Origin of the sequence: Kineosporia sp. NBRC 101731, assembly GCF_030269305.1 — a bacterium.
GTDB lineage: Bacteria > Actinomycetota > Actinomycetes > Actinomycetales > Kineosporiaceae > Kineosporia.
The window spans coordinates 87,846-100,855 of sequence record NZ_BSTC01000004.1 but is presented as its reverse complement, the minus strand read 5'-3'; the positions used below and the strand labels follow the sequence as shown (position 1 = coordinate 100,855).

At 67.8% G+C, this 13,010-nt stretch carries 11 protein-coding genes and 1 pseudogene; 1 reads left to right on the top strand and 11 read right to left on the bottom strand.

The window, feature by feature from the left end:
• Nucleotides 1-95 precede the first annotated feature (95 nt).
• Entirely contained in the window at nucleotides 96-1,055 is a 960-nt protein-coding gene (locus QSK05_RS13280) for an aminoglycoside phosphotransferase family protein (RefSeq protein ID WP_285597463.1), read from the top strand.
• Between the two features lie 189 nt (nucleotides 1,056-1,244).
• Here the strand turns inward: QSK05_RS13280 and QSK05_RS13275 are convergent, their stop codons facing one another.
• The 11 genes and pseudogenes from QSK05_RS13275 to QSK05_RS13220 form a co-directional block, all read right to left on the bottom strand.
• Complete coding sequence (locus QSK05_RS13275) at nucleotides 1,245-1,937, bottom strand: ankyrin repeat domain-containing protein (protein ID WP_285597462.1); 693 nt, start codon at nucleotides 1,935-1,937, stop codon at nucleotides 1,245-1,247.
• Between the two features lie 24 nt (nucleotides 1,938-1,961).
• Nucleotides 1,962-2,129 (bottom strand): inositol monophosphatase family protein, encoded by a 168-nt coding sequence (locus tag QSK05_RS13270; protein ID WP_285597461.1) that lies wholly within the window; start codon nucleotides 2,127-2,129, stop codon nucleotides 1,962-1,964.
• A gap of 28 nt (nucleotides 2,130-2,157) precedes the next feature.
• Nucleotides 2,158-3,612, bottom strand: a complete 1,455-nt coding sequence (locus tag QSK05_RS13265; protein WP_285597460.1) for an ROK family transcriptional regulator — start codon at nucleotides 3,610-3,612, stop codon at nucleotides 2,158-2,160.
• Between the two features lie 118 nt (nucleotides 3,613-3,730).
• Nucleotides 3,731-4,342 carry a YciI family protein gene (locus tag QSK05_RS13260; protein WP_285597459.1) on the bottom strand — a complete coding sequence of 204 codons (612 nt, stop codon included), beginning with the start codon at nucleotides 4,340-4,342 and terminating at the stop codon, nucleotides 3,731-3,733.
• 17 nt (nucleotides 4,343-4,359) lie between these two features.
• Nucleotides 4,360-4,965, bottom strand: a complete 606-nt coding sequence (locus QSK05_RS13255) for an anaerobic ribonucleoside-triphosphate reductase activating protein (RefSeq protein WP_285597458.1) — start codon at nucleotides 4,963-4,965, stop codon at nucleotides 4,360-4,362.
• Complete coding sequence (locus QSK05_RS13250) at nucleotides 4,962-6,758, bottom strand: ribonucleoside triphosphate reductase (RefSeq protein WP_285597457.1); 1,797 nt, start codon at nucleotides 6,756-6,758, stop codon at nucleotides 4,962-4,964. Before QSK05_RS13250 ends, QSK05_RS13255 begins: the two co-directional genes overlap by 4 nt.
• 158 nt (nucleotides 6,759-6,916) lie before the next feature.
• A pseudogene (locus tag QSK05_RS36350) lies at nucleotides 6,917-7,443 on the bottom strand (response regulator transcription factor).
• Nucleotides 7,444-7,634: 191 nt separating this feature from the next.
• Entirely contained in the window at nucleotides 7,635-8,189 is a 555-nt protein-coding gene (locus tag QSK05_RS13235; RefSeq protein WP_285597454.1) for a hypothetical protein, read from the bottom strand.
• A gap of 942 nt (nucleotides 8,190-9,131) precedes the next feature.
• Entirely contained in the window at nucleotides 9,132-11,006 is a 1,875-nt protein-coding gene (locus tag QSK05_RS13230) for an eCIS core domain-containing protein (protein WP_285597453.1), read from the bottom strand.
• Nucleotides 11,007-11,534: 528 nt separating this feature from the next.
• Nucleotides 11,535-12,101 (bottom strand): hypothetical protein, encoded by a 567-nt coding sequence (locus QSK05_RS13225; protein WP_285597452.1) that lies wholly within the window; start codon nucleotides 12,099-12,101, stop codon nucleotides 11,535-11,537.
• 304 nt (nucleotides 12,102-12,405) lie between these two features.
• Entirely contained in the window at nucleotides 12,406-12,966 is a 561-nt protein-coding gene (locus QSK05_RS13220; RefSeq protein ID WP_285597944.1) for a sensor histidine kinase, read from the bottom strand.
• Nucleotides 12,967-13,010: the final 44 nt, after the last annotated feature.

The following is a 13,010-nucleotide window of genomic DNA, read 5'->3' as shown; positions in this document are numbered from 1 at the left end:
GCAGCGCCAAGGACTCGATCAGCTCCACGAGTCCGGTCGGCAACAGCGCCGAAACAGCCGGCTCCGGCCGGCCTCTGAAGTGACATGCTCGAGCGATGATCCACGTGCCCGAGCGTCTTCGTCATTCGGTTGCCGGTGGCCCGGGGGGCGATGAGTGGCTCGAGGCTCTCCCCACGCTCGTGCAGCGCAACGCGCGACGCTGGCAGTTGACGCTTGAGCGCCCCTTCGACGATGGCATGGCCGCCTGGACCGCCCCGGCGGTCGGGCCGACCGGAGCCCCCGTGGTGCTGAAGATCTCTTACCCGCACTCCGAGGCCCGGTACGAGGCGGACGCTTTGCGGGTGTGGGCCGGGAACGGGGCTGTGCGCATCCTGGACGCGCACGAGGACGACTGGGCCCTGTTGCTGACCGGCTGCCGGCCCGGCACGGCCCTGCGCGACGCAGACCTCGATGAGGCCGCGCACATCCGCATCGGTGCCGAGCTGATCGAGCGGATGGCAAGCGTGACGGTGGCGCCCGATGCGCCGTTTCCCCGGCTGGTCCAGGTCGCGGCCGAGCTCGCCGACATCGCCGGGGAACGGATGGACCGGCTGGCCGGCTCCGCCCCGATCCCGTGGGACAGGGGCCTGCTCCTGCACGCGGTGACTCTTCTACGAACGCTGCCGGTCGGCGCTCCCCGAGAAGGACTCGCGCACGGCGACCTGAACCCGGGCAACATCCTGCGCCATGACACTGACGGCACGGCCACCTGGGTCGCCATCGACCCCAAAGCAGTGGTGGGCGACCTCGCCTGGGACCCCTGGCCCTTGATCACGCAGGTCGGCCACTGGACGGAGGCAGTACCACCAGCCGGCGTGCTCGCCGAGCGCACGCGCCTGCTGAGTGACCTGACGGGTCTGGACGGTGCGCGGGTCGCGGCCTGGGCGACGGCCCGGGGAGTGGAGTCCGCGCTCTGGGCAGCAGACCGCGGCTGGTGGACGGGATTCCGCGGGGCCGACGGTGAACTGGAGCGGGCGCGCGCATGGGCGAGCGCCACCACCATCCTCGGCGGCTGAGCCGGTGCCGGTCACCTCGTCCGCGAGCGCGCACGGCTGATCGAGCCCTGGACCGGCACCCCACCGACGCCGCACCCGATGAACACGACGACCTCATCTGGGCGGACCTCGACCAGGCCCGCAATCTCGATCTGGCCCATCCTGACCACCACTACCCGCTGCCGGCCGATCTCCTCACCGAAACAGAGATCACGAAGGGAGGCCGCCGTACTTCGCGGTGAGCAGCGTGAACACTTCGGTGTAGGCATCGACGTGTGCGCCGGGCCTGGCAGCGCCCCTCCTGGCCCAGACCAGCGTGTCAGCGCCGATGCGAGCTCCCCGTTCCATCAGCAGCCGGACCACACCAGGATGTCCGCCATAGGCCGCGGTCCTCAGCGGTTCACCGGTGGTGGTCTTGGGGTCGTTGGGGTCTGCACCGTGCTCCAGCAGCAAGCGCACGATGTCTGTGTGACCTCGGCCGGCCGCTTCTGTCAGGGGAGAACGCGCAACGAACTGTGGCGCTGCACGAATCTCCAGGTCTGATCGGATCTGGCGCAGGACTACCTCGGGCATCCTTACCTGTGACAGGGGGTGGCCTTGGACGGTTGCTTCGGCCTCCAGAAGGACGCAGGCCATCGGGAGCAGACCGTGCATGGCGGCGTAGCGAAGAGGGAAACTTTCGCGGCCCTGCCCCATGCGCTGGTCCGGGTCGGCCCCAGCCGCCAGTAGTTCCCGGGCGACCTCGACATGGTGGTGCTCGACGGCCGCCACGAGCGCGGTGTCCCCCCGCGAAGACGTGCCATCAACGCCTACGCCGCACTTCAGGAGCGCTCGGACAGCGCGAAGATCGCCATTGCCGGCAGCCTCGGACAGCGCGTCGGAGCTGGCCACGTGTTCGCTCACCTCGCACGTTTCCCTCATCGACGGCTACCGCCGGGGGACGTAGTCCTGGGTCCAGGCGCGCACCAGCTCCTCGTGCACCCGACCGTTGGACAGGATGCAGCCGTTCACCGGCCGGTCGTAGCGCTGAGCCGCGCCCAGCCGGTCGGTGACCGTGCCACCGGCCTCGGTGACCAGCAGGGCGATCGCGGCCACGTCCCACGCCGCGCTCCCTCGGTGCCCATCAGGAACGCACCCAGCCGGCGGTCAGCAGTGACACGTCGTCCAGGAGCGCACCGAACACCGCTTCGGCCGCACCCACCAGACCCGCATCGGCGCCGAGCGCGATCTCCTCCACCGGCAGCACACCGTACCCGGCGCCGAAAAGCCCACCAGGCCCACCACCATCGGCCGTGATCGCTGCACGCACCACCTGGGGGGCAGCCCTCAGCAGCGCCGCCGCGTGCCCGGACAACAGCACCAGATCCGGATCATGCACCAGCACGAGCGCCCCGATACCCCGCCCCAGAGACACTGCGGCCCGGTGCACGGCCTCCGCAGCACGCTGCGGATCAACCGCCACCAGTCCGTTCGCCGGGTCAGCGGTCCCCGGCGTAGCACGCGCGGCGCCGGCGGCAGGCACCGGCGCCGTCTCCCGGTCAGCCGACCGGCCACCCGCACCACGCCTCCGGCCCGAAGCAGAGACGCCACCGGCCGCGGACGTCATCGCCGCGAAGACCACGTCCGCCGCGGCGCTCGCCGCACCCGGGGCAACGGTGAGCCCGGCCTCGCGGGCCAGCGCCATCTGGTCCACCTCGGTCTCCCAGCAACCGCGCGCACCACACCGGCACACCCGATCCTGCGTACCGAACGGCAGGTGCCCGTACTCACCGGCCAGACCACGGCGCCCGGTGACCGCACGCCCATCCATCAGCAGCGCACCGCCCAGCCCGACATCGGCGTGCAGCACCAGCACGGTCCCGACCGCACCAGAATCGGCACCCGAGCCGGGAGTGTCCGCCTCGCCGGGGCCCGTCGGTTCACCGGCGTCCTTGACGGCCCGGCCCCGGACGGTCTCCGCGACGGCCACCAGCGTCGCGACGTTGCCCACGTGCATCCGTTGCCGTTCCTGTGGTGATGACGCGTGCTCCGACCGAAAACCCAGACACCCCAGCACATCAACTGCCGGGCCGAACCAGCCCAGGCCCGGCGCCGACAGCACCTCACCGCTGACCCGGTCGACCAGGCCGTGCACCGCGATCCCGACACCGGCCACCCGCGCACCGAGCGCGTCCAGGCGTGAGGTCAGCAGCTCACCCACCACCGCGAGCACATCCGGCACCGCATGCGAGCGCAACGGACGGGTCTGCACGTCCACCAGCCCACCGGTCACCGGCACATGGGCCGCGCGCACCGCGTCCGTACCGATCTCCACCGCCACGACCACCGGACCGTTCGCGGACGGACCCAGCAACGTACTGGGGCGCCCGCGCCCACCCGAGACGATCACGTCTTTCTGCTCGATCAGGCCCAGACGCTCCAGGTCCGCGACCAGAGCGCCGGCGGTCGCGCGCGTGCAGCCCAGCACGCGGGCCAGATCGGCGCGGCTCAGTGCCTGGGGCGAGGAGTGGACCGCCCGCAGCGCCCGGGACAGATGGGCACCCCGCAGATCGGTGGTGGAGGAAACAGCCGGTGCCATCACACCGGACATTATGCTCACGACCTGAACAAAGGGATCAGGTCGGGTGGACCGGGAGAAGGGAAGAGAGCCTCCGGCCTTCGGAACCGGGTCGTCGGCCGGTGCCCGGTCTCAGGATTCAGCGCCGCCCACCGAACTGCCACCGGTACACCTCGACCACCGCATACCCGTCCACATCATCGTCCACATCATCGTCCACATCACCGTTCATGCCATCGTCCGGGTCCAGTACCTCTCGGGCCTGGGCCGCGCTCGCCGCCTGGACGAGCGCGGCCGTGCCCACCCGGGTGCGTCCGTCGTCGGACAGCAGTGGCCCGTAGGCGACCGGGGCGTCGCGGGCGAGGACCTCGTCCGTTGCTTCGCTGTCGGGAACGGGAGCCGTGCCCAGACCCAGGACCAGGTACCCGCCGTCGTCCTCACCGACCGTGCCGCCGGGGAACTCCCACATCGTGCGGCCCAGCACGTTGCGCCACCGTCGCAGCAGCACGTCACGAAAGACACCCGCCTGGTAGTAGGGCTCCTGCAGGGCGAACGCGCGCCCGGCCGTCAGGTCGGGCAGGTCGACGATGTGCACACTCCCGACGAGGGTTTCGCCGTCCGCGGTGAAGACCGGCCCGCGCGCGATCATGCCCGTGGCAAAGCGGTCCATGTACGACCAGTGCTCCTGGAGCAGGTCATCGCGCGCAGGCAGCGAACCGGGCCGGTCACGGTGAAAGACGAAAAACTCCATCCCCGCAGTGAACACCGTCATCCCACGGGCCGGGCCTGCTGCCACTGGTGATGCTCGGCCAGTCCCTGCTCGCGCAGCCACACCCGCAGATCGGCGACGTCCTCATCGGTCAGCACACACGGATCGACGGTTGTGCGCAGCTGGTACGCGATCCCCGCATCCCGCAACAGCTGCAGGCTGCGCAGCGCCGCAACGGCACTGTTGGCGGTGCCGGTGACGTGGTCGTACCGCTGCGGGGTGGCCTTGATGTCGAAACCCACCCAGTCGAGCAGATGTGCGTCCACCATCTGCCCCAGACGCCGCGGGTAGGCGCCACCGGTGTGCAACCCCACCGCGAACCCCAGGTCCCGCACCTGATGCATGGCCTGCGCCAGGTGTGGCTGCAGAAGGGGCTCGCCACCGGAGAACACGACCGCGTCGAGCAACCCCCGCCGACGCACGAGGTGAGCAGTCACCGTCTCCCAGGCCACGTACGGGGTGGCCCGGGGATCGAGCAGGCTCCGGTTGTGGCAGTAGCCGCACCGCCACGGGCAGCCCTGACAGAAGACGGTGGTGACGAGGCGACCGGGCCAGTCACACGTGGACAGCCGCGACCAGCCACCGATCCGGATCCCCACGCTCACACCGCGCTCGCGGGCTCGGCGAACGGGATGCGTTCGGCGTGCTCACCCTGCTTGCCGATGTTGAACGAGGACACGGGCCGGTGGTAGCCCATGACCCGTGTCCAGACCTCGCAGTCCCCACCGCACGAGGGACACACGGGCTGCTCTCCGGGCAGGTACCCGTGCCCGGGGCAGATCGAGAACGTCGGTGTCACCGTCAGGTAAGGCAGGCGGAAACGTTCCAGGGACCGGCGCACCAGGGAACGGCAGGCCTCCGGCGTGGAGATCGCCTCGGACATGTACAGGTGCAACACCGTGCCGCCGGTGTACTTGCCCTGCAGTTCGTCCTGGCGTTCCAGGGCCTCGAACGGGTCGTCGGTGAATCCGGCCGGCAACTGCGAGGAGTTCGTGTAGTACGGGTGGGTGTCGGTGCCGGCCTGCAGGATGGCGGGGAAGCGGCGCCGGTCCTCCTTCGCGAACCGGTACGTGGTGCCCTCGGCCGGGGTGGCCTCCAGGTTGTACAGGTGACCGGTCTGCTCCTGGAAGGCAACCATCCGCGTGCGGACATGATCCAGTAGCCGCACCGCGAGCGCGTGCCCGTGCTCGGTGGTGATGTCGTGCTCGTCGTGGGTGAAGTTGCGGATCATCTCGTTGACGCCGTTCACGCCGATCGTGGAGAAGTGATTGCCCAGCGACCCCAGATACCGCTGGGTGTAGGGGAACAGGCCGCCGTCGATGAGGTCCTGCACCGTGACCCGCTTGATCTCCAGGCTGTCGCGGGCCAGGTCCAGCAGGGCATCGAGGGCGGCCAGCAGGGCCGGTTCGTCCCCGGCGTACCGGTACCCCAGGCGGGCGCAGTTGATCGTGACGACCCCCAGCGACCCGGTCTGCTCGGCGCTGCCGAACAGTCCGTTGCCGCGCTTGAGCAGCTCGGTCAGGTCCAGCTGCAGGCGGCAGCACATCGAGCGGATCAGGCCCGGTTCCAGGTCGGAGTTGATGAAGTTCTGGAAGTACGGCAACCCGTACTTCGCGGTCATCGCGAACAGCCGGTGCGCGTTCTGGCTGTCCCACGGGAAGTCCGCCGTGATGTTGTAGGTGGGGATGGGGAACGTGAAGACCCGCCCGGTGGCGTCCCCGGCGCTCATCACCTCGATGTAGGCCCGGTTGACCAGGTCCATCTCGGCCTGCAGGTCGCCGTAGGTGAACGGCATGTCCTCACCACCGATCACCGGGCTCTGATCGGCCAGGTCGGCCGGGCAGGTCCAGTCGAACGTCAGGTTCGTGAACGGCGTCTGCGTGCCCCACCGCGAGGGCACGTTCAGGTTGTGCACCATTTCCTGCACGCACTGGTGGACCTGCTCGTACGTCATCGCGTCACGGCGGACGAACGGCGCCATGTACGTGTCGAACGAACTGAACGCCTGCGCGCCGGCCCACTCGTTCTGCAGGGTGCCCAGGAAGTTGACGATCTGCCCGGCCGCCGAGGAGAAGTGCCGCGGGGGTGCGGAGTCGATCTGCCCGGGTACCCCGCTGAACCCTTCCTCCAGCAGGGTGCGCAGCGACCAGCCCGCGCAGTACCCGGCCAGCATGTCCAGGTCGTGGATGTGCAGGTCGCCCTCGCGGTGCGCGGCCCCTACGGCCGGGGGGTACACCTGGTCCAGCCAGTAGTTGGCCACGACCTTCCCGGCGGTGTTCAGGATCAGCCCGCCCAGCGAGTATCCCTGATTGGCGTTGGCGTTCACCCGCCAGTCGCTGCGCTCCAGGTATTCGGTCACCGTGGCCACGGCGTCAATCTGTGTCTGCTTGCCCGTCATGATCGGAAACTACATCTGCTGGTTCATGCGACACGCCGACACCACATGTAGTGGATATCTTCAGGCCCGGTGATGGAGGACGTTCGTCCCGCACGGTAGGTGGGTGGGCGCCACCGGGCCGGGCCTGCCGGCGTGACCGGCCGCCGGCCCGGTGGCGGTCAGTGACGCAGGTAGGTCAGGACCGCCAGGACCCGACGGTGACCGTCGGCCTCGGGCAGGTCGAGCTTGGTGAAGATGTTGCCGATGTGCTTGGCGACCGCGGCGTAGCTGATGCTCAGTGCCCGGGCGATGGAGGCGTTGTTGTGGCCTTCGGCCATCTGCCCGAGCACCGGCCCTGCCGTTCCCGCCCGCTCAACCGGTCGAGGGGGTTGATCGTGCGCCGGCGGCCGAGCAGTTCAGCGGCGTACGCGGTGGCCGCGTACTGCGACAGCACCAGGACCGCCGCGCCCGGATCGCCGGCGCGCAGTGCCACCGCAGCCCGTAGCCCTTCGTCGGTGAAGCCCGGCGGCATACGGACATCGGTGATGACCAGGTCGGGTCGATGCTGCCGGGCGGCCAGGCCCAGCTTCATCGTCAGAGCGGCGGCCGCCAGCAGCAACCCGATCACCGACGGCGCCGGCCGTCGAACGGCTTCGCGGCCGGGAACGGGGGTCGGTGCAGGTGTGGTGATCGGTCGATTTCGCATGGCACGACGGTAAAGACGCAGCGTCCAAAGCACGATGGTGCCTGAACTGAGGCATCCGGGTGAGGCTGCGCTACCAGTGGGGTAGAGCTGGCTCTACCCCGTACCTGGATTTCCTCGGCGAGACGTCAGGAACGGATACGGGAGCGAGGCGCTCGCGAGCGTGTGTCCACCCCGCAGACACCGTGCGGTTGTCAGGCGAAGAACGTCATCGGCAGACCGAGGACGAGCACGATGAAGATCAGGCCCAACTGACCGAAGACGAGGTCATCGCTCGTGGAATAGTCCCTGCGACCCCGGACGATCAGCCACGCCAGCGGCGGCCAGCCCATCGCGGCGAGCAGCAGGCACCACCAGACGAAGTTCAGGACACCTCCGACATACGCCTGGGTGTAGTGGTTGACGGCGAACCGCACGTCGATCTTTCCGCTCTCGTGCAGGCCACGTGAGCGGAACGTGACCATCTCGCCGGGCGTCTGCTCGCCTCTGCGGGTGAACGACCCTTGGCATTCGTGACCGTCGATGTAGCCGTCGGCGGTGCTCGCCACGAAGCAGGAGCTGACCGAGACCGTCCCGGACGCCGGGCCGATCCCGGCCGAGGCGAGGACGAGCGGCCCGGCAAGAATCACGATGACGGCGGTCGTGGCCAGCGCCCACAGTGCCGCCACCACGAAAAGCCCGACCCGCTTGCCCGTCCACGGCGATTCAGGCGTATCCAGGATGTGGGCAGAATCAGCCATTTCAGCCATACCATCCATCATGGCTTTTCATGGCCATCGCGTCACGTAGGTGACTGGTGACCCGACGCAGCCTTCAGCTCCTACCCACCATCGGTTCTCGGGGGATGCGCGCCGACGATCGGCCGGCGCCTGCTGTCATGACGGCGATATCGGCACGCGCTGGCACGGCTTGGCACAGCCGACCCGGGTCGGTGCGCGCCGGCAGGTGCCTGGACCGGGACCTTCGCACCGACCTGGGTTCACCCCTGTGCGCAGATCGGAGCGTCCACACGGATGAGAACGGCTTCTTCGCTGTGGTGCCACCGCCTGCGCCTTCCAGTAGCCCGCTGCCTGTCATGACGGGTGGTGGCAGGCCCTGCGCGATCGACGCGTGCGGGCATTCGCGTCAGTGCCCGTTTCGCGTTACCGCAGCCTCCTCGGGGCCTCTCTGAGGCGCTCCTGGCATCAACTATCTAGAAGTTTCCTTCTGGATAGTGTTCCTGAAGAATCATGGTAATGCGTAACGCGGTGCGCGATTTGAATATGCGCCACGCGTACGCGAAAGCTAGTAGGCGCAGTTCATCAGCCTGCAGGGGAGAATTGGCACGCGAAGGTCAGGGTCCACTCGCGTCACATGGAGGACGCAGGACGCTTCGGGTACGCAGGTGCCTCGACGGGGAGCGCCGGCCCGGTGCGGCCAGCTCGGCGGTGGAACGCTGCTGGGCCTATCGACGGTTCGGTTTCACGGTGAGGATGGAGCGGTGCAGAACGGTGGGGAGCTGCACTGCTTTTTCTCCGCCGAGACGGAGACCCACCCTTGCTGTCGACATGTTCAAGCCGTGAACAAAAGATTTAGGCCGCAGACGTGCACGTGACCGCTCCTCCGCCTGATGCAGCCCTTGCCCCACCTTGGCGGAGGTCGCTGCCGGGTACGAGGTGATGATGTACGCCGGAAGCGCTGACAGACCTGAATCAGCCGGAGGCGCCGCGTTCTCTCAAGGCCTGGACGGCGTCGTAGATCTTCAGCATCGTGGCCGGCAGATCGCGGGTGGTCAGCCGGGGGATTCCACGGATCTCGAATATGGCCCGCCGTGGCTGCCCGTCGGCACGGGCCGCGTCGGTCTTGGAGCCGTAGGCACCGATGGATTCGAGGTAGGCATCTTCATAGCTGTAGCTGTCCGCCGCCGCGGACGGCGTCTTGTCCATGCGCACCGTGCCTGCTGTGACGGTCAGGATGTACGAGGTCTTGGCCTTGGTCAGCGGATCGACCGAACGGTAGACAGTTTCGCCCCGTCCGACGGCCTCCTCGTCGAGGTTGAGCAGGCCGGTGAGCCATGGCCCCATCGTGATCGCATAGTTCAAGGGCCCGTCGTGCCCGATGATCACGTTCGGGGGAAGGACCGGATCCTGCGCCTTCGTCCCGGTGATCGTGAGCACGGCTGAGCACAGGTTCGAGACACCGTCGGTCTTGTGCGCCAGCCAGGCCAGTTCGTCCGGGGCGAGCAGACTCAGCATGGCCGGGATATCCGTGCGGTAGAGCAGGTCGAGTAGGGCTTTGGGATACTCCACCGCTTGGGCCGTCTTGCGATGCTCACGCCATGCCTGAGGTAGCCCGGAAAGTTTGTCCTGGAGCGGACAGGCCTTCGCCTCAGCCAGCCGTTTCAGGCCGCGCAGGGTGTCTTCGTCGGCGTCGTCGTCGCGGGCCGCCTCCTCTTTCTGGCGCGATTCCTCCTGGAGAGTGTCGAGCTGCTGCTGCAGAACACTTTTCGTCCCGATGCTCGTCCGCTTCTCCTCGAGGGCCTTCGCGCTCGCAGCGGACCCCAAGCGCCGGTGCCGGTCGTGAGCCTTCAGCGGAAGTTGAGCGATGATACTGAGGAGCCCGAAGACACGTGCGGAGCTCGAGATTTCCCCGTCGGCTTTCGTGTAGACATGCTGGTCGTACGGTAGAGGGAGTTGGCTCTGGGCTTGGGGCCGCCCGGCACGCAGCCCCAAGCCCCGGTCTTCTTCGTCCTCCTGCAGGAGTCCGGTCCTACGGACGGTCGCGAGTTCGTCGAGGCTGAGCCCGACGGTCATCTGCAGAGTGCCGCTCACCGTCTCGTTACCATGATGAGCGATGCTCAGACCGGGCCGGAAATGGTGCGACGTCGCGGGTCCCTTCTGATCAGGCCAGTTCTTCAGTGCTTCGGCGATCTTCATCACCTCGCGCGCCGCACAATCAAGTTTCTCCCGGCTCGTGGCGACCGACCCGTCTTTGTCGCTCAGGGGGGTTGGCGTCACGAATTCGACATCGAACTCTGAGCCGATCTCGTCGACCTGAATATCGAAGCGATGCTGGGCGATCCATTGCTCGCTGTTCTGCAAGAGCGAGAGCCCTTTCTTCAGCGTCTGCGGCCCACCGTCATGCTCCAGGGACGTGACGCCCAGGTCTTTGATCTCGAACTCGAACCCGATGTCGCGACGCAACGTCCGGTAGTCAGGATTCACGGGCACCTCGCCCACGAACCCCCGATCTGTCCGTCCGGGATCTGAAGCTCTCAGAGCCTGGTCCGCCATGGCGTCCGCGGCAGCCTCAGCTGGATCGTCGCTGCGCCCGATGGTCGGTGCACCGGATCCTCCCGCAGCGGATTGCTGTAGGACATGTGCCACTTCGTGGGCCAGCAGCCGGCGTCCGGAGGCTGTGCCGGGCTGGAAGGCCCCGGCACTGAAGTAGAGGTCGTTGCCGTAGGCGAAAGCTCTGGCCTGGAGGCTTGTGGCCAGAGCCGTGGCCTCCTGATCGTGGTGAACACGCACGGTGCTCAGATCCGCGGAGAAGGCCTGTCCCATGGGCCCGGCCACGGTCTCGGGCAAGGGGACGCCCGTCCCCCGGCGCCGCCTCAAGGTCGCGTCCACCGCGTCAGACACCGGCCGGCCTCCCAGCTGATCAGTACCTGAGTCATGGCTTCGCCGCACCGTCAGCACGGTCGCTGCTATGGCAACAGGTGTCACCCTCCGACCGGTCGATGGCTGGGGGGTGCCGGTCGGCGATGGAGCTGGACGCGGGCAGCTCCGATGCTCAGGGTGCTGATGCATGGACCAGTTCCCCCAGATGCTCCATGGATGCTCCCCGTATCCAGGACATACTTCCTGCCCTTCGTCCGAGGTGCTTTCCCCAGATCGGCATGCCCCAGAGCCCTCTTGATCACCCGTGGTGGGCTGTCCCCCGCACAGCCCACCACTCCCTCGCTGTTGTGTACCACCGGTCATCGCCACTACGGTCACCAACCTGGCCTCGACCTTCGTGGCCAGGTGAGCCTACGAGGGGCGATACTGCAGCGCCCGATGGCGATTCGCCGAAGTGCCTGGCGTTCCTCGGTCCGATGGCGTCTGGGTCCGGCCTCACGGGAGATCGCCGTCGGGCAAGCGGGTGAGGGTGCATGCCGGCGGAGTACCCGGGAACACCATGACGGCAGTGCCCCAGCCATACCCGTGTGACACCTGGCCGTTCTTGTCGACGATCGTGGTGCGGTCCGCGGTCAGCACCAGCTTCACGACTGCCCCCTGGGGCAACCGGTCCGGTCGAAGCGTGATGACCCAGGAATGACCGTCGCTGCCGTCGGATGCTCCCGGATCCTGAACGACCACCTGCTGCTCCAAGTCGTCGCCGGTGTCGTGGCAATCGACCAGAACGCCGCCCTGTGCTGTCAGGTCATGGAATTCCAGGACGATCGGCACGCCGGCGCTCGCCAGGGTGGACGTGAGTCGGTCCTCATCGATCAGCTGAGGATGCTGGAAGTCGAACAGATGCGGATCGCGCAAGGTGATCGTGAGGGTGGAGTCGGCGTTGGACCGCACCGACCAGCCGGCCAGTTCTACGTCGATCCGCTGGTGAGGTGCGGCGGAGGTGCGTCCTGGCCAGGATTCTGGGTCGGTCGGCAGGTTCACGGCCACCACGGATACCGCCACGGCCAGCAGCACTCCTGAAGCGGTGGCGGCCAGCCGACGCTGCCTACGCTTCTGCCTCGGCTTCGTCGTCTCTCACGTGCACCTAACGCGCAGATGGCCTCTGGCATGTACATCCCCGGGTAATTTTTCACCCCGCCGAGGCAGAACGATCACCGGGCACGGAGGGGACCGGGGCTGACGGGCTCCAGCGTGGGTGGCCCGGGCGCGCTCGCGACAGTGGTGTCTTCACCACGACACGTGGGCCTTCGCCTTCAGACAGGTGGTGCACCGCCCGGGCCTGTTTTGGGGATGTTGAGGTCGAGGATTACCACGAGGGGCTGATCGTTGGGGTCCCGTTCCTCGTAGGGGTGGCCATGTCGAATCCTGCCCCATTGTCCCGGACGAAGAAGCCCTGCTCGTCGGCACCGAAGGCGATGTGCGGCTCCGTGGTGCCGGAGGTGAACTTCCAGGCGTTGCCGAGGAGGTTCTCCAGAACATTTTTGAGCAGGACGGGATCGCCGCGACCGGTCACGGCGGGCTGGATGGTCACGCTCACCCGGCGCTCGGGGCCATTCTGTTGCAGTTGTCGGCAGATCGATGTGGCCAGCATGCTGAGATCGATCACGTCGGTACCCAGTTCGCGGTGGGTGACCCAGGCGAGCTTGAGCAGGCCGTCGATGAGATGGGCCATGTGCTGGGCCGAGCTGCGAACGCGGGCCAGGTAGTCGTGCCCGATCTCGTCCAGTCCCGCCCCGTACTCCTGGGCCAGCAGCGCACTGAACGCATCGATGGCCCGCAGGGGAGCGCGCAAGTCGTGGGCAACGGAGTAGCTGAAGGCCTCGAACGCGGCGCTGGAGGTTTCGGCTGCGTCCCGGGCGAGGGCCAGGGCCTCCTCCGCCTCCTTGCGGACGCTGATGTCCTGGTATCACC

Bases quoted from the DNA above. Each gene is read 5' to 3' on its own strand.
- QSK05_RS13265 (WP_285597460.1), bottom strand. From the start codon at position 3,612: ATGGCACCGGCTGTTTCCTCCACCACCGATCTGCGGGGTGCCCATCTG.
- QSK05_RS13235 (WP_285597454.1), bottom strand. From the start codon at position 8,189: ATGGCTGAAATGGCTGATTCTGCCCACATCCTGGATACGCCTGAATCG.
- QSK05_RS13250 (WP_285597457.1), bottom strand. From the start codon at position 6,758: ATGACGGGCAAGCAGACACAGATTGACGCCGTGGCCACGGTGACCGAA.
- QSK05_RS13260 (WP_285597459.1), bottom strand. From the start codon at position 4,342: ATGGAGTTTTTCGTCTTTCACCGTGACCGGCCCGGTTCGCTGCCTGCG.
- QSK05_RS13280 (WP_285597463.1), top strand. From the start codon at position 96: ATGATCCACGTGCCCGAGCGTCTTCGTCATTCGGTTGCCGGTGGCCCG.